The sequence below is a fragment of the Marinobacter sp. AC-23 genome (assembly GCF_001858325.1).
Lineage (GTDB): Bacteria > Pseudomonadota > Gammaproteobacteria > Pseudomonadales > Oleiphilaceae > Marinobacter.
In genome coordinates this window covers 132,793-148,586 of sequence record NZ_MBPP01000078.1, presented here as the reverse complement: position 1 = coordinate 148,586, position 15,794 = coordinate 132,793, and the positions used below count along the sequence as shown (strand labels likewise).

The 15,794-nt window shown below is 54.7% G+C and carries 12 protein-coding genes, 1 tRNA gene and 2 pseudogenes; 8 read left to right on the top strand and 7 right to left on the bottom strand.

The features are described 5' to 3' along the window. Positions 1-108 precede the first annotated feature (108 nt). The 4 genes from BCA33_RS22960 to hslU all read left to right on the top strand — a co-directional run bounded on the left by BCA33_RS22960 (position 109) and on the right by hslU (position 2,602). Complete coding sequence (locus tag BCA33_RS22960; RefSeq protein ID WP_368087271.1) at positions 109-462, top strand: SPOR domain-containing protein; 354 nt, start codon at positions 109-111, stop codon at positions 460-462. After that, entirely contained in the window at positions 444-593 is a 150-nt protein-coding gene (locus BCA33_RS22955; RefSeq protein WP_368087270.1) for an SPOR domain-containing protein, read from the top strand. The genes BCA33_RS22960 and BCA33_RS22955 overlap by 19 nt, the downstream gene beginning before the upstream one ends. A gap of 119 nt (positions 594-712) precedes the next feature. Further along, entirely contained in the window at positions 713-1,258 is a 546-nt protein-coding gene (gene hslV, locus BCA33_RS18765) for an ATP-dependent protease subunit HslV (protein WP_071268221.1), read from the top strand. A 12-nt stretch (positions 1,259-1,270) separates the two neighbouring features. Further along, positions 1,271-2,602 carry an ATP-dependent protease ATPase subunit HslU gene (gene hslU, locus BCA33_RS18760; RefSeq protein ID WP_071268219.1) on the top strand — a complete coding sequence of 444 codons (1,332 nt, stop codon included), beginning with the start codon at positions 1,271-1,273 and terminating at the stop codon, positions 2,600-2,602. A gap of 63 nt (positions 2,603-2,665) precedes the next feature. On the opposite strand, the gene BCA33_RS18755 is transcribed toward hslU, so the two are convergent. The 4 genes and pseudogenes from BCA33_RS18755 to BCA33_RS18740 form a co-directional block, all read right to left on the bottom strand. Beyond that, entirely contained in the window at positions 2,666-3,910 is a 1,245-nt protein-coding gene (locus BCA33_RS18755) for a patatin-like phospholipase family protein (protein ID WP_071268217.1), read from the bottom strand. A gap of 119 nt (positions 3,911-4,029) precedes the next feature. After that, positions 4,030-6,126 (bottom strand): annotated as a pseudogene (ptsP, locus tag BCA33_RS18750) (phosphoenolpyruvate--protein phosphotransferase); the annotation flags it as partial. A gap of 5 nt (positions 6,127-6,131) precedes the next feature. Continuing rightward, positions 6,132-8,408, bottom strand: a pseudogene (locus BCA33_RS18745) (ABC transporter permease); the annotation flags it as partial. Further along, positions 8,408-9,127 carry an ABC transporter ATP-binding protein gene (locus BCA33_RS18740; protein WP_071268215.1) on the bottom strand — a complete coding sequence of 240 codons (720 nt, stop codon included), beginning with the start codon at positions 9,125-9,127 and terminating at the stop codon, positions 8,408-8,410. The gene BCA33_RS18740 and the pseudogene BCA33_RS18745, both read right to left, overlap by 1 nt. Before the next feature lie 58 nt (positions 9,128-9,185). Here BCA33_RS18740 and BCA33_RS18735 point away from each other — a divergent pair, with 58 nt between their 5' ends. Beyond that, the gene (locus BCA33_RS18735; protein WP_083394830.1) at positions 9,186-9,815 is read left to right on the top strand and encodes an arylesterase; all 630 of its coding nucleotides are present in this window, start codon (positions 9,186-9,188) and stop codon (positions 9,813-9,815) included. Positions 9,816-9,822: 7 nt separating this feature from the next. Here BCA33_RS18735 and BCA33_RS18730 read toward each other — a convergent pair whose 3' ends face one another. Beyond that, positions 9,823-10,692, bottom strand: coding sequence for a YheT family hydrolase (locus tag BCA33_RS18730; RefSeq protein WP_254774614.1), 870 nt, complete (start codon positions 10,690-10,692; stop codon positions 9,823-9,825). 169 nt (positions 10,693-10,861) lie between these two features. Here BCA33_RS18730 and BCA33_RS18725 point away from each other — a divergent pair. Continuing rightward, positions 10,862-10,937 (top strand) — tRNA-Asn (locus BCA33_RS18725). A gap of 56 nt (positions 10,938-10,993) precedes the next feature. Here the strand turns inward: BCA33_RS18725 and BCA33_RS18720 are convergent. Continuing rightward, positions 10,994-12,283 carry a M18 family aminopeptidase gene (locus BCA33_RS18720; RefSeq protein ID WP_071268213.1) on the bottom strand — a complete coding sequence of 430 codons (1,290 nt, stop codon included), beginning with the start codon at positions 12,281-12,283 and terminating at the stop codon, positions 10,994-10,996. Between the two features lie 124 nt (positions 12,284-12,407). On the opposite strand from BCA33_RS18720, the gene BCA33_RS18715 reads away from it, so the two are divergent. Beyond that, positions 12,408-12,893: a hypothetical protein gene (locus BCA33_RS18715; protein ID WP_071268211.1), complete on the top strand. Its 486-nt coding sequence runs from the start codon at positions 12,408-12,410 to the stop codon at positions 12,891-12,893. An 82-nt stretch (positions 12,894-12,975) separates the two neighbouring features. After that, positions 12,976-13,584: an outer membrane beta-barrel protein gene (locus tag BCA33_RS18710; protein WP_071268209.1), complete on the top strand. Its 609-nt coding sequence runs from the start codon at positions 12,976-12,978 to the stop codon at positions 13,582-13,584. A 28-nt stretch (positions 13,585-13,612) separates the two neighbouring features. Here the strand turns inward: BCA33_RS18710 and rlmKL are convergent, their stop codons facing one another. Beyond that, positions 13,613-15,787, bottom strand: coding sequence for a bifunctional 23S rRNA (guanine(2069)-N(7))-methyltransferase RlmK/23S rRNA (guanine(2445)-N(2))-methyltransferase RlmL (rlmKL, locus tag BCA33_RS18705; protein ID WP_071268264.1), 2,175 nt, complete (start codon positions 15,785-15,787; stop codon positions 13,613-13,615). Positions 15,788-15,794: the final 7 nt, after the last annotated feature.

Sequence of the window (15,794 nt, the reverse complement as noted above, 5' to 3'; positions counted from 1 at the left end):
GCCACGCCGGCCACCACTTCAAAAAGAAAGCCGACCAAGGCTGCGCGCGCCCCTAAAAAGCGCACAAAGCCTGCCGCGCCGGCTCGCTCGCAACGTGGAGGCCTATCTTTGAAGTGGATCCTGTCACTGGCCACCGTAGGCGGTTTTATCGGGTTTATTGTTTACCTGAACTCTGTACCGCCTAGCGCCGGGCCACAGCCTGTTGCCGAAAAACCAGCACAGCAATCGGCAGAAAAAATCGCCAAGCCGCAAGAGAAAAAGCCAGGATTCCGGTTTTACGACATGCTTCCGGAATCGGAGGTTGTCCCTGCGACGGTGGACGAGTACACCCCTGGCCCATCCCGGCAAGATTATGACTACATAGTGCAGTCCGGTTCATTTCGCAGCAAAGAAGACGCTGAGCGCCAGCGCGCACAGGTTGCATTCCAGGGCCTCAGAGCTCGGTGCAACACATTGAGTTAGACAGTGGCACTATATGGTACCGAGTGAATGTTGGGCCTTTCACTTCGCGGAGCCAAATGAGCGCCGCTATAGACAAGCTGGTGTCTATTAACATTCAACCCCTTGCCCGGAAAATTCCGAAGAAAAACTAACGGTTCCCGCGCACAATCGGAGGCTTCGAAGTGGAGCCTCCCCTGCATATCACTTGAATTCTTCTATCCTGCCTCCATAACTGGCCAATACCGATTTTCATCAGGCAATTGGAGCCCCAATGACTACCATACTTTCGGTCAGACGCGATGACGAAGTGACCATGGGTGGAGACGGCCAGGTTTCTCTGGGCAACACCGTAATGAAGGGTAACGCCCGAAAAGTGCGCCGCCTTTACAACGGCCAAGTGATTGCCGGCTTTGCAGGCGGCACCGCAGACGCCTTTACGTTATTCGAGCGGTTTGAAGCCCAGCTTGAGAAATACCAGGGTAACCTGACGAAAGCAGCCGTTGAACTGGCCAAAGACTGGCGCACAGACAGAGCCTTGCGACGACTGGAAGCGCTTCTGGCCGTGGCAGACAAAAACGCCTCTTTAATTATTACCGGCAATGGCGATGTCATCGAACCTGAGCAGGGGTTGATTGCGATTGGTTCTGGCGGCCCGTTCGCGCAGGCGTCTGCGCGCGCACTGCTTGAAAACACCGAGCTTTCGGCCCATGAAATTGTGGAGAAGGGCTTGGACATAGCGGCGGATATCTGCATTTACACGAACCACAACCGCACCCTTGAAACACTCTCCATAGAGCCACCCTCTAAAAACGATTGATTCGGAGCAAACATGTCTGCAATGACTCCCCGTGAGATTGTTCACGAACTCGACAAACACATCGTAGGCCAGCAAGAAGCCAAGCGAGCGGTGGCGATTGCCCTGAGAAATCGCTGGCGCCGTATGCAGCTCGACAGCAGCCTTCGTGATGAAGTCACGCCAAAGAATATTCTGATGATCGGCCCTACCGGTGTGGGTAAAACCGAAATTGCCCGTCGCCTGGCCAAGCTGGCCGATGCACCTTTCCTGAAGGTAGAAGCCACCAAGTTTACCGAGGTAGGCTATGTGGGGCGTGATGTGGAGTCTATTATTCGTGATCTGGCGGATATGGCCGTTAAGATGCTGCGCGTTCAGGAAATGAAGCGCCACGAAGAGCAGGCTCTGGACGCGGCGGAAGACCGCATTCTGGATGTTCTGATACCACCTGCCAGAAGCTTTGATGAAGACAGCCAGAAGCCTTCTGAAGACTCATCAACGCGCCAGATGTTCCGGAAAAAGCTGCGCGAAGGTGAGCTGGACGACAAGGAAATTGAGATTAATCTGAGCAACTCAGGCGCTGGCGTGGAAATCATGGCGCCGCCAGGCATGGAGGAGATGACCAACCAATTGCAGAGCATGTTCTCCAACATGGCCTCGGAAAAGTCCAAGCCTCGGAAGATGAAGGTGTCCGACGCTCTAAAACGGGTGAAGGAAGAGGAAGCTGCGAAGCTGGTCAACGAAGAATCGATCAAGCAGAAAGCCATTCTTGCGGTAGAGCAGAATGGCATTGTGTTTCTCGATGAAATAGACAAAGTGGCCAAGCGTTCAGAAAACACCTCCTCAGATGTGTCCCGGGAAGGCGTTCAGCGGGACCTTCTGCCGCTGATTGAGGGCAGCACCGTGAGCACTAAATACGGCTCGGTGCGTACGGATCATATTCTGTTTATTGCCTCCGGCGCGTTCCATCTGTCCAAGCCCTCGGACCTGATCCCCGAGCTTCAGGGTCGCTTGCCTATCCGCGTGGAGCTACAGGCTTTAAGCCCAGGCGATTTCAAACGCATTCTCACAGAGCCAGATGCTTCGTTGGTACAGCAATATGAGGCACTGATGGCCACAGAGGGCGTTAAGCTGACGTTCAACGAAGACGCCATCGCCCGCATTGCAGAGATTGCATGGAAGGTGAATGAGACAACTGAGAACATCGGTGCCCGGCGCCTTCATACGGTTTTGGAGAGGCTACTGGAAAGCTTGTCGTTCGATGCCGGTGACCACGTAACAGAAGCGTTTGAAGTGACCGCCGATTACGTAAATGAAAAGCTTGGGGAATTGTCTGAAGACGAAGATCTGAGTCGCTATATTCTCTGATTGGTAATCGCGAATCAGAGACCTCTGGGCCAACCGCACTTTTTGTGCGCTTGGCCCAGTTATTTATTCTGCTTTTGAAAACAGGTGCGTGACGTTTTCCAGCCCTGCTACGAGCTTCCCTTTTTCCGCCGCTTTTTTCTTTCTGCTCTTAGCCACATACAGTGGCAGCATTTCGCCATAAAGGCTGGTGCTAATAGTACGCTGTTCGTCTTCCAGCCTGTCCCTGCGCAGCTTTATGCTGTACTTCGCAAGTTTTGGTTCCAGTTCATCCGCCCGATGCAACAGATCCCGACGGGTCATCTGATAGGCATGCTCACACACCATCCTGCGTGACTGGAAGCTGAACACGTTAGAGAAAAACAGTTTGGCGTCATCTCTGGTGGGTTCAAACAGGAGAAGATCCTTATCCGGGTAATCGGTCGCGTAATGGGCTACCCCTGACTGCATGCGGGAATACACCATGGTTCGGAACATTTGAGACAGCAGGTTGGGCATACCCGAACGAGTCAGTTCCCCTGGTCTCATGGTTCCAGCTCTTACCGCTGCGCTGGCGTCAATCGGTACCTGAGGGTTTACTGCAAAAACCAGATCCGCGCCATCTTCAAACGCTACCGAAGCATGCAAGCCTTTGCGCAAGGTACCATCCACATAATATCGGCCATCGATATCAACCGGCACGTACAACCCTGGCGACGCCGTGCTCGCCTGGATGGCTTTGGAAATCGGCACATGATCGAACCCTGGCGCACCAAAACAGACAGCCTCGGTACTTTCCACATCGGCGGCCACCACATACAGGCTGCGCTTCAATTGCCGAAAATCGTTTGAGCGCCCCAGCATGGAAAACGTGCTCTGAAGATACTGATGCAACCCTTCGTTATCAAAAAGCCCAGCGGGCGCGGCTTGCGCCAATATGGTGAGAGCCTCAAGCAAGCTCTGATCATAGGGGTTACTAACAAAACGACGAACCGCGGTAGAGAGCAGCCCAGGCACAGCCAACAGTCGGCTGCCCATTTCCCTCAATGCGGGGCGAAAAAATACGTCTGGGTGAAAAGGGTGAACTTCCGCTTCATTGCGCACAAAGATCCGGCACAGCTGGGCAGTGGTCATCTGATTAGCCAGGTTGGCCGCAACAAACGAGCCGGTGTTCACGCCCACATAAACGTCAAGATTGTTAAAATCCAAGCCGTCCAGCGCCTCATCCAGCGCCCGGAGTGCACCAATCTCATAAATCCCACCCAAAGGGCCGCCCCCACCAAGCGCGAGCCCGATGCGTGGAGCAGGTTTCAGATTGGTTGGCGCGTTCATAGCCTTGCCTTTTTCAGGTAAATAGCGAGATGTAACATCCTATTATGTCTGGCTAACACGGTAGCAACCCGGTTTAGAGTCAGCACCCTAGATTTGAAACACTGCCTGATATGACATCCTCAGGGGGCAGCTTGTTCCGCCAGTGCCGCAGACGTGGATTTGCCCGGCCGGAGGTAACGACCAAAGCCGGCGTTACGCAATGCCAAATCCACACAGCTCTTGATTACATGGGGCGAATCCAGCAACAGCACATCTTTAAGAAGCTTAACCGCCCACTCCTTGCTAACGCTGCGGATCACAGACTTTACCTTCGGTAGGCTGGCCGCGTTCATGGATAGCGAATCGTAGCCCATGGCCATCAATAACAGCGCCCCTCCAGGGTCCCCGGCCAATTCGCCGCAAATACCCAGGGGCTTACCCACCGCATGGGCATCTTGAGCTATGCGTACCAAAGCCTGCAGCACAGCTGGGTGGTAGGAGTGGTAGAGTTGTGCAACTCGAGGGTTATTGCGGTCTACCGCAAGCAAGTACTGAGTCAAGTCGTTGGAGCCAACCGACAGAAAATCCACACGATCTGCCAGTTCACGAATCTGGTACACGGCAGCGGGTATTTCTATCATCACCCCCACTTTGGGCATGTGAATGTCGAAACCCTCTTCCCTCACCTCGTGATACACCCGATAGATCAGGTGCAGGGACTCTTCAACTTCAGAAATATTGCTGATCATGGGCAGCATGATTTGAAGATTGTTCAGACCTTCACTGGCTTTCAGCATCGCCCGCACTTGCACCAAAAAAATCTCGGGATGATCCAGGGTAACCCGGATACCCCGCCAGCCCAGGAACGGGTTTTCTTCTTCAATCGGGAAGTAGGTCAGGGATTTGTCGCCGCCGATATCGAGGGTGCGCATGGTTACCGGATTGGGGGCAAACGCCTCCAGCTGTTCACGGTAATACTGGCGCTGCTCTTGCTCCGACGGAAAGCGATCCTTAATCATAAACGGCACTTCGGTGCGGTATAGCCCTATGCCCTCAGCGCCGTGGGACAGCGACCGCACCACATCCGTCATCAGACCGGTATTGACCAGAAGCGGAACCCGATGCCCATCGGTTGTTTCGCAAGGCAAATCGCGAAGCGCTTCCAGCCCCCGATCGATCTCTTCTTCTTCATCACAGATGGCTTGGAAAAATGTCCGTAGATCCGATGAGGGAGAAGCAAAAATCTGCCCCTCAAAGCCATCCACAATCAGCTCTTTGCCATCAAGCTGATTAACCGGAATGTCCACCAGGCCCATAACGGTAGGCACACCCATGGCACGGGCAAGAATGGCTACGTGGGAGTTGCTGGAGCCTTTAACGGACACCAGACCCACAAGCTTCCCTCGGGGTACCTCACCGAGCATGGCTGGGGTCAGCTCTTCACTGACCAGAACCGTGCGCTCAGGATAGACCACATCTTCTTGCTCACCTTCCTGCAAATAGGAAAGCAGGCGGCGACCGAGATCGCGAATGTCTACTGCCCGTTCTTGCAGGTAGTGGTCGTCCATCATTTCAAACTGGCGAACGTACTGCAGAACCACTTGCTTTAGTGCACCCTGCGCCCAAACCCCTTCACGGATTCTATTATTGACCTCTCCGGGCAAGGCCTCATCGCCTAACATCCGCAGATACACGTCAAACAGCGACAATTCTTCTGGGCGCAGGCGTGAAGTCAGGCGCTTTGCGACGGCTTCGATGTCTTCCCAGACCGCCTGTACAGCATGCCGGAACAACTCCAGTTCCAGCTCAATATCTTCCGCCGGCCTCTCTGGCACTGCATCCAGATCTGCAGCAGGGTAAACCACCACCCCGTGGCCGATAGCCACCCCTGGCGAGCCGGGCACACCGTCGAAGCTTACGTCGCGGGCCTCCTCTCCGGTCAGCGACAAACCGCTAATCGCACCGGTTGCTTCGCTGTGGGCAATCACTCCGGCAAGCTGAGCAGACACGGTAACCAGAAAGGCTTCTTCACCCTCATCGAAACATCGGGAACTTTCCCGTTGCTGAACCACAAGAACGCCGAGTACCCGGCGATGGTGAATAATGGGAACCCCAAGAAAAGAACGGAAACGCTCTTCGCCCGTTTCAGGAAAGTAGCGATAGCGGGGGTGGGACGGTGCATCTTCCAGGTTAATAGGCTCTTCACGGGAGCCCACAAGCCCCACCAGCCCTTCGGAATGSSACCGAGCAGCGCAAACTCCAGCATGGTGCTACGCACAAGCAGGCTTTGGCGGCCACCAAGGGTGCGCAGAAGCGCCCCTTCCCTCCGGCGATCCTGAAGCGTGGCGCTGACCACCGCCGCCATCACCACCAACGCCGCCGCCAGTATCAACACAAGGATTGCCTCAATGGCCTGGGTAACCTGCCGGACTATTTCCTGTATGCGTTCAATAATGTTGTCAATTTCCAGCAAGGAAACCGTCGGAAAACGTCGAGAGAACTCATTTAGCGCGCTTTTTTTCTCTCTTGGCAGATAAAAGCTGGTTATCCAGGTGGCCGGCATGTTGGTAAGGCCGCCTCCCGGTGGAAACGCCATGTAGAAGTTGGGCTTCATGCTGTCCCACTGAACCGTGCGAATGCTGGTAACGGTTTCTGTGACCTTGTCGGAACCGATGGTGAACGTAAGCTCATCACCCAACACCAACCCAAGTTTGCCCGCCAGCTCCGCCTCTACGGATACCCCGTCTTTTTGACCAGTTTCAAACCAGCGGCCTTCCACAATATTGTTATCAGCCGGAAGCGTATCCATCCATGTGAGGTTCAGTTCCCGATTTAGGGCCCCTACCCGCTGATCTTTACTCACCGCTTCTTTTACCGGCTGGCCGTTCAGTTCTGTTAGCCGACCACGCACCATGGGGTAAAGCTGGTCCAGTGGCTGGCCACGCTCTTTCCAATAGCCGGCAACGTCATCCACCGCATCCGGGGCAATATTGATCAGGAAATGATTTGGTGCGTCGTCTGGAAGCTGTGCTTGCCAGTCATCCAGCAAGGACGTGCGTACCAGAATTAGCGTTGTTGCCAGCATGAGCGTCATGGCAAACACGGCAATTTGCGACAGGCTGGCGCGGCGATGACGGTATAGACCCACTAAAGCCAGGCGCCACGAGTGCCCGCCACCACGAACCTTTCGGAGCATTGCGACGAGTAGCCCTCCCAGCAAACCAAGCGTTCCCAACAGCAACGCAAGACCGCCGAGTAGGGAAACCACCAGTGACAATTCACCCGCATACATCCACACAAGGCCAAACACTGCCACAACGGCAGTCAACATATCGGGCAAGGCTTCCCGCCCGGTCTCACCCGGTTGGCTGCGCAGTACGCGCATTGCGGGCACGTTTCTGAGGCGCCGAATGGGCGGATAGGCAAAGGCAAACAGTGAAACCAGCGCCGTAAGCAACGCTGGTGTTAGCGCGGATGAATCCAACTGAAACTCTACTGGCCTTTCCAACGCCTCGCTGAGTAGTTGGGTTAGCAACCAGAATAATGGAAGGGCCACCAGAAGGCCGCCGACCATGCCAGTTACGCCCCAGAGGGCGAGGCGCTTCAAATAAAGTCGCCCAATTCCGTCGCTGCCGAGACCAAGGGTTTTGAGCAAGGCAACGGTGTCGCGCTGGGAAAGCGCATACTGCCGGCTGGCAACCGCCACGGCCACAGCGGCCAGCAAAACCGCCAAGCTGCCCCCTAACAAAAGAAAGCTTTCGGCCCTCTCCAACGAGCGGGAAAAGGTTTCGCCATCGCGAACGCCTTCCCATTCATGGCTAGGCTCAAGTTGTGGCTGCAACCATTGATAGTAATCTTCGAGTGCAGCCTCGTTACCCGCAAACAGGTAAATGTATTCCACTCGGCTACCCTCCTGAATAACGCCGGTGGAAGCTACGTCATCCACGTGCATCATCACCCGGGGCGCGAGTGCAGAAAGGCTGAACCCACCATCTGGCTCGCGGAGCAATAAGCCAGACACGGTAAGGTTCTGGCTGCCTACCTCAAGAGGGTCACCAATCTGAATATCCAGCAGTCGCAACAGCCTGGGGCTAATCCAGACTTCTCCTGGCGCCGGGCCGTGCTTTACCTGTTCTCGAGAGCCTTCTGAAGCCCCCTGAATTTCGAGCTCGCCACGTAACGGGTACTCGTTACTAACGGCCTTTATCGATACTAGCTGGAAAGCATCGCTGCCAAAAACCATGGTGGAGAACTCCACCATACGGCCGGTTTCAAGCCCACGCTCCACGGCTTCAGTAATCCACGGTTCGGGCACAGGACGCCCGTTTTCTGCCTCTAGCTGCCTGTCTGCGGCCAAAAAAGAGCTGGCAGAAGACACCAGTGTGCGTTGTAACTGGCTGGCGAACAAAGCGATGGTGGCCACAGTAGCTACGGCAATAATCAGCGCCGCAAGTACCACTCGCACATCTCGCTGCCGCCAGTCGCGGCGTACAGACATTAGTTTTTTTGCAGCAGCCATCAGTACGCAAGCTCCGCCTGAGCTACCGGCTCAGTTAACTCGCCCGCCTCAATATGGAATTGCCGGGAGCAGCGTGCCGCCAGCTGTTCATCGTGTGTAACCATCACCAGCGTGGTGCCCTGCTCCTGGTTCAGCGCCATCAGCAAATCGGAAATTTCCTGCCCGGTGCGGTTATCCAGATTGCCGGTAGGCTCGTCAGCAAACAGTATGGAGGGGTCGGAGGCAAACGCCCGGGCAATGGCTACTCGCTGTTGCTCGCCACCGGAGAGCTGTCTGGGTGTGTGGGTAAGCCGCTCGCCCAGCCCTACTCGCTCAAGAAGCTCGCGGGCACGCTTTTCCGGTGCGTCCATACTCGCCAGTTCCAACGGCAGCATCACGTTTTCCAGAGCGGTCAGCGCCGGCAAAAGCTGGAATGACTGGAATACAAATCCCACACGATGGGCACGCAATTTAGCTCGTTCATCTTCGCTTAACCGGCTGATAATGGCGCCGTCTAGCTCAACGGTGCCTTCGGTTGGCGTATCGAGACCAGCAAGCAATCCAAGCAAGGTGGTTTTGCCAGAACCGGAGCGGCCGACAATGGCTACGGATTCTCCCCGATTGATTTCAAGGCTGACCCCCGTCAAGATCGTCAGCGTATCTGTTTCCAGACTTACGCGGTGGGTCAGGTTTTCAACGCGCAACATCGGGCGCTGGCTATCAGGGTTTTTAGTTTGCATGTTGCTTACGGGGCTCCCGGAAAAGGCACGTTCATTTATTAAGGTGTTTAGGCTGTTTATGCATACGCTATTGCTGTACGTAAGATCAATCGTATTTCTTCTGGTGGCATTTTTTGCCATGCCTGTCATGGCCGGCCAGCCAACGCTTCTGATTGTAGGTGACAGCCTAAGCGCCGCCTACGGCGTGCCATCGGAAACAGCCTGGGCGCAACTGTTGCGCGAGCGTTTACAAAGCAATGGCCTGAGCAACTGGAGCGTAGTGAATGCCAGCATCAGTGGTGAAACCACAGATGGCGGTGTCCGTCGCCTGCCTGAGTTGCTTGAAAAAAATAATCCCTCCGTGGTTATTATCGAGCTGGGCGGTAACGACGGCCTTCGCGGCTTTCCCCCTGGTGTGATCAAATCCAATCTGGCTTCAATGGTTGAGAGTGTTCAGGACTCTGGCGCCCGCGCCATTCTGGTTGGCATGCAAATACCCCCAAACTACGGTCAGCGCTATACACAGATGTTTGCTGATATCTTTCCAGCGCTGTCAGACAGCTACAACACCGCTCTGGTTCCCTTCTTTTTGAAAGGAATCTACGATCAAGAGAACCTGATGCAAGGGGACGGCATTCACCCCACTGCCGAAGCCCAGCCAAGGCTGCTTGATAACATATGGCCGGTGCTCAAGCCTCTGCTTGACTAAGGCCGCATCACACCACGCCCTGCAAAAACGCGAGGGCCCGACGTTCAGACCAGTAATAACCATCACGGCCACGATCTACAAACCCCACATGGCCGCCCCACTTTGGCGCATCCAATCGAACGTGGGCTCCCAGCACCGAAAGTGATTCCGGAAAGCAATTCGCCGATAAGAACGGATCGTCTGCCGCGTTTACCATCAATGCAGGCACCTTGATATCTTTCAATCTGCCTAACGCAGAACACTGAGCCCAGTAATCTGCGGCATTCTTGAATCCGTGCAACGGCGCTGTGTAGCGATCATCAAACTGGTGAAAGTTCTGAATCGTATCGAAATCCGAAACATCAATAAGATCGGGGAACTTTTGTGCTTTTTCGTTCATTTTCACGCGAAGATCCTTCAAGAACCTTTGCATGTAGATCTTCCGACTGGGTAGCGCCAGCATATCCGCACTGCCTGCCAAATCGCAGGGAACAGAATAGGCCACCGCGCCGCAGATTCGACTGTCAACGCGCTCACCTTGTTCACCGAGATACAGCAGTGTGAGGTTCCCGCCCATACTGAAACCGGAAAGAAACACCGTTTGATAGCCTTGTGCCAAGCCATGCCCCACCACCCGGCGTAGATCTTCGGTCGCGCCGCTGTGATAAAACCTTGGCTGGTGATTCATCACCCCGCCACAGGAGCGAAAGTTCCAAGCTAAAACATCCCAGCCTTCGGCCAAAAGTGCTTTGGCTAACCCTTGCACATAGGGGCGCCGGCTATGCCCTTCCAACCCATGTGAAATGATGGCCAGACGGCTGCTGCCTTGGCGATACCAGTCCAGATGCAGTTCATCGTTGTCGTCAGTGGCAAGCACTTCTGCCTGCGGATCTGCCACCTGTACCTTTCGGAAAAGCGACGGCCACACGGATTGAACATGACCACTGCGCAGCCAAGGAGGAGGACGATATTGATGAGCCATACTGCGGTACAAATTTTGACCTTTTATATCAGGGGGTTGACCAGCTAATACAAAGCGCTTACTATGCCGCCCGACTTGATGCTGTTCCCCGATAGCTCAGTTGGTAGAGCAACGGACTGTTAATCCGTTTGTCGCTGGTTCGAGCCCAGCTCGGGGAGCCACTTATTCTAAAATGCCGCTGTTTCTTATGAAGCAGCGGCATTTTTTGTTCACAGCTTCAAAACACCTGCTCGCGCTGCATGAACTCGGTTAGCACGCGGTACAGCGTAAAGCCATCCTCAGCACCAATCAGCTCGCGGATAGAGTGCATGCCAAACTGCGGCACACCGATATCTAGCGTTGTCACCCCCAGGTTTGCAGCCGTTAGCGGCCCAATGGTGCTGCCGCACCCCATATCGCTACGCACCACAAAAGTTTGGTGCGGCAACCCCAGTTCATCGCTGATATGTCGGTAAACCGCGGCTGAGCGGCTGTTGGTTGCATAGCGCTGGTTATGATTCACCTTGATAACCGGGCCCTGGTTCAGGATGGGGCCGTGGTTTTCATCGTGTTTGTCCATGTAATTCGGGTGCACGCCGTGTGCATTATCGGCCGAAATCATCATGGATCGAGCAATGGCTTTGGCCTTGCCAGCGCCGCACCATCGATCGAGAACCGTCGTTAAAAATGGCCCCTGAGCACCCTCTGAAGATACGCTGCCCACCTCTTCGTGATCGTTACACACCAGCAGCGCAGCCTCATCGCCCGAGGTGTTCAACAGGGCTTGCAACCCGATATAACAGCTCAGCAGGTTGTCCAGCCTGGCGGAGGCAATAAAGTCACTACGCAGGCCCACAAACCCAGCTTCCTGAGCATCATAAAAGCCCAGTTCATAGCCCAGAACCTTGCGTACTTTGCTGCCAGATTCACTGGCAATCTGATGACTGAGCAGATCGTTAAAACTCGTTGCGTCGTTTTCCGCAACCTGCATCAATACTGGTGGAAGGTCTGTCTGGGCATTCACCGTGCGGCTGGTGTTGGCCTCCCTATCCAGGTGGATGGCGAGGCTGGGAATAAACGCAATGGGCTTGCGGAAATCGACCAGCGTGTCACTGACCTTGCCATGGCTGTCGAGAAACGTCACCCTGCCTGCCAGCGAAAGATCCCGGTCAAACCAGGGGTTCATCAGAACACCCCCATAAACTTCAACACCCAGCTGGAAAAAGCCTTTGCGGCGCAGCTCTGGGTTGGGTTTTACTTTCAGGCACGGGCTATCAGTGTGAGCACCCACCATACGAATACCCGATGCTGAGGCATCCTGAGCACCGGTGCGAAAAGCAACGATTGAAGAGCCATTACGAACCACGTAATAACCGCGACCCTGCTCAAGAGCCCAGTCGTCCTTTTCGTCCAGCTCTTCGAACCCGGCTGCATCCAGCCGTTGCGTCATGGTTGCCACGGCGTGCCAAGGCGTGGTTGATGCGTTCAGAAACTTCAGCAAATCTTTGTTGAATTCAGCGTGTTCCATGATGTCCCTGATAGAATAGTATTGATCACAACATTATGGCATGAAGCCTTAACACCTCATACCGGGGCAACAGGCATTAGCCTGCACCCAACCTCTTTCTTTCACCCACGGCACGAGGCCCTACATGCAAGCACCAAGATTTCTCGACATCGAATACTGCCAGACCGACGACGTCCTCTTTCCAACTGCCATGGCTTGGTCCCTGGCAGACGGCCAAATGAAAACGGTGGTGATAGCGCCTGTAGACGAATGGCTGCCCGAGGACGGCGACCTTGGTGATGTTGACCTGCACTACCTTGCAGAACAGGGCGTGCCTTTGCTCGAGCTTATCCATGAACTGCACGAGGATCTACCCGACCAGACGGTATACGTAGATGGCCTGGACCCAGACGAAATTCTAGTGGATTTAATCTTCAGCGCCATGAACCAGGAAGCGCCTTTTGAAATCGCACCCATTACCGACCTGATTACCGGCCTGGACAGCGATGCGCTGGAAGATCGTCGTCGGCAGTTATTGTTTGAAGAGGGTCTGGAACCCCAGTTGCCAGAAAACGGAGTGTACGCCTTACTGTTGATGGCCCAGGAAGAGGGCTTGTTTGACGAGGACTAAAGTGTGACGCGGGTCGACGTAACAATCGGTTACACAAGGCAAACTCAGCCCGTAACCGCTCACGTCAGGAAACCCGATAATAATGAAAAAGGTTGTTCGATCGCACCTAATACTCACTCTGGTGCCGGCTTGTCTGCTTTGTGCCCAAGCAGCCCTGGCGCAGGAAACTCTCCGGGAAGACAAGCATTACGTTGGCCTGCTGGTAACGGCGTTCAATCACCGCTCCATCGGCACGGCGTCCAATGAAACCGCCACAGGTACCGGTGGCACACTGATAGTTGGCGGCCACCTCAATGAACTGTTTCACGCCGAGCTTAGGGCGGGGGGCGGTTTTCGCGACGCCAAGGTTCCTAGAGGCGACCTGAGCCTTTCAATCGATTACTTTGCCAGCTGGTATATCGGCCTGCACTACCCCATTACCAACTACGCCAACATCTATGGCCAGGCCGGATTCTCGTTTATTCAAGGCGCTGGTGAGCTCAGCCACCCGGAAGAAAATCGCAACGCCCAATTCCGTGAGCTGGAGGGAGATTTTCCGGACAGCAGTTTTGGCGTAGGTTGGCTGCTCGGCCTGGATGTCGAAGTGCTGACCGATACCTATATTGTTTTTGAAGGCGGAAAACTACTCAAAGATACCGGCACAGACGCCAATATCTTTCAGTTTTCTGCAGGTCTCAAATACGAGTTCTAAAGCGCAGGAGCGTGACTGCGCGTGAACACTACGCGCCTTGGCGAATGTGCCAGCACCGGTGAATTCGTGCGTTCCTCTGAAAATCCTTGTCCAGCGTGCTGGCGCTTACCTCTTCAATCTCAAATTCTGAGGCCAGTTCTTCATCAAGTTTGAAGCGCCGGAAGTTATTGGAAAAAATCAGCAAGCCGTCAGAGCTTAACCTGGTCATTGCCTGCCGGATCAGTTTGGCGTGATCTTTTTGAACATCCAGCACCCCTGCCATACGAGCAGAGTTGGAGAAAGTTGGCGGATCCATGAAGATCAAATCGTAGAGCTGGTCCGGTGTAGGCCTGGCCGCAAGCCATGCAAGGCAGTCCGTCTGCTCCACTTTATGCTTACGGGGATCAGCCGCGTTCAGCCTGAGGTTATCCTGAGCCCAAGCCACGTATGTTTTCGACAAGTCCAGGCTCAATGAGCGGCTGGCACCGCCGGCAACTGCGTGCACCGTAGCCGCACCGGTATAGCAGAACAAATTCAAGAAGCGCTTGCCGGCCGCATGCTGCTGGATCCAGTGGCGCACTGGGCGGTGATCTAAAAACAACCCGGTATCCAGATAATCCTTTAGGTTTACCTTCAACGTGCAGCCGTATTCCTGCACCTGAAAGAACTCACCGCTAACATCTTGTTTCTCATACTGATTCACCCCAGCCTGGCGCTGACGTTGCTTGCAGATCATTTGGTCCCGCTCGATGCCCAGAGCCTCAGGAATAATGGCCAGTGCTTCAGCCAGACGCTCCCGCGCGGAACGCTCATCAATGGACTTGGGTGCAACATATTCCTGCACGTGTACCCAGCCTTCATAGATATCGATGGCCAACGCATACTCAGGCATATCCGCATCGTACAGGCGATAGCAGCCTATCTGTTGCTTGCGGGCCCACTGCCCGATGGTCTTCATGTTTTTCTTCAGGCGGTTACGCAGCATAGCTGCGCGCTCCTCATTGGCAATCCGGGGCAAAACCTCACCTGGCGCTGCCGGCTCCCGAGGGGTACGCACACTGGCCTCGTCTATCGTAAACAGCAGAAGTTGTGCGGGGAGCTTGCCGTTAAACAGTTTGTACTGCTTAAAGCTGCGAAGACCAATGGATTTTCCGAACTCCGGCGCACCGGTAAACACGCCAAGGTGCCAGCCAGATGCTGCTTTTTTCACAGCATCGCCAAGTGACTCATAAAGGCCTGCCAGGGCAGTTCTATCGTTCAGGCGCTCACCGTAAGGGGGGTTTACAAGAACCAGGCCGGTCTCAGCTTGACCTTCGCTTATTGCAAGCTCTGCAATAGGCTGAGCATTAAACTCGATTAAACCCTCAAGCCCCGCTCGCTGCATATTATTGCGCGCGGTGGAAATAACCCGGCTGTCCTGATCGAAGCCAAAGAACTTCGGGATTGTGCCCTGCTTGCCCTCGTAGGCACGCTTTTCCGCCTCTTTGCGAACCGATAGCCAGGATTCTGGTTGGTGGCCCAGCCATTTCTCAAAGCCGAAACGCTCACAGCGTCGACCAGGGGCAATATCCAAGGCCATCATGGCGGCTTCAATCACCAAAGTACCGGAACCACACATGGGATCCATAAAATCGCCGCCCTCAGCTGCGATTTTTGGCCAGCCGGCGCGCATCAACAAAGCCGCTGCAAGGTTTTCTTTCAGGGGGGCCAACCCCTGTTCTGTACGGTAGCCACGCTGATGCAGGCTATGCCCGCTAATATCGATCCCCAGTGCAAGCCTGCCACGATGCAATCTTGCCGATACGGTTACGTCGGGCATTTTCGCTTCTACCGCGGGGCGTTTTCCACCGCCCATGGTAAAGCGATCCACAATGCCGTCTTTTACGCGCTGGGCCCCAAACTGAGTGTTGCGAATGGCCTCATTTTCACCAATAAAATTGACTCGAAAGCTACCATCCACCGGAATGTGCTGCTGCCAATCAAGGTGAACAACGCCGTCGTATAGCTCATCGGCGCTGGTAGCGGCCACTTCATCAACATGAAGAATCACCCGGTTTGCCAAACGGGACCACATGCAAGCACGGTAGCCAGCCTCCAGTGGGCCCTCTACCCAGGCACCCGCAGGCGCGTTGCGCATCAACCCGAGACCAAAGGTGCTGAGCTCGTCCGCCAGAAGGTATTCAACACCCTTTGGGCAGGTTACAAAAAAGACAGATTTGGACAAGTTCAAC

Excerpts from the sequence above, each read along its gene's own strand:
- hslV (WP_071268221.1), top strand. The coding sequence starts at position 713 with ATGACTACCATACTTTCGGTCAGACGCGATGACGAAGTGACCATGGGT.
- hslU (WP_071268219.1), top strand. The coding sequence starts at position 1,271 with ATGTCTGCAATGACTCCCCGTGAGATTGTTCACGAACTCGACAAACAC.
- BCA33_RS18755 (WP_071268217.1), bottom strand. The coding sequence starts at position 3,910 with ATGAACGCGCCAACCAATCTGAAACCTGCTCCACGCATCGGGCTCGCG.
- BCA33_RS18740 (WP_071268215.1), bottom strand. The coding sequence starts at position 9,127 with ATGCAAACTAAAAACCCTGATAGCCAGCGCCCGATGTTGCGCGTTGAA.
- BCA33_RS18735 (WP_083394830.1), top strand. The coding sequence starts at position 9,186 with ATGCATACGCTATTGCTGTACGTAAGATCAATCGTATTTCTTCTGGTG.
- BCA33_RS18720 (WP_071268213.1), bottom strand. The coding sequence starts at position 12,283 with ATGGAACACGCTGAATTCAACAAAGATTTGCTGAAGTTTCTGAACGCA.
- BCA33_RS18715 (WP_071268211.1), top strand. The coding sequence starts at position 12,408 with ATGCAAGCACCAAGATTTCTCGACATCGAATACTGCCAGACCGACGAC.
- BCA33_RS18710 (WP_071268209.1), top strand. The coding sequence starts at position 12,976 with ATGAAAAAGGTTGTTCGATCGCACCTAATACTCACTCTGGTGCCGGCT.